Below are 230 nucleotides of genomic sequence, written 5' to 3' on the forward strand. Positions count from 1 at the left end.
TTCATCGCCGAATGCCCGCAGCGCGAAGCGGTCCTGTACCGGCTGCAGGCAGGGCGCTTGCAGCACAGCCCGCGGCGGGTGCGCGAGCAGCGCAGCGTGGTGCTGCTGGTCGGGCAGGTGGCGAGCACGCCCCTGGCGCGCGACGCGCTGCCCGCCCGCAGCGCCCTCCAGCCGCGGGTGCAGCCGTTGCTGAGGGAGGCAGCGCCGATCGCGCAGGAGGGGCGATGGAG

1 protein-coding gene is annotated in these 230 nt (G+C 75.7%); it reads left to right on the forward strand.

What is annotated here, in order from left to right; genetic code table 11:
• Window positions 1–230, forward strand: a 230-nt coding sequence (locus tag ACQG3P_RS25335; protein WP_426806581.1) for a hypothetical protein, incomplete at both ends; no start/stop codon positions are given.

The organism is Stenotrophomonas sp. SrG, assembly GCF_050031795.1.
Taxonomy (GTDB): domain Bacteria; phylum Pseudomonadota; class Gammaproteobacteria; order Xanthomonadales; family Xanthomonadaceae; genus Stenotrophomonas; species Stenotrophomonas rhizophila_A.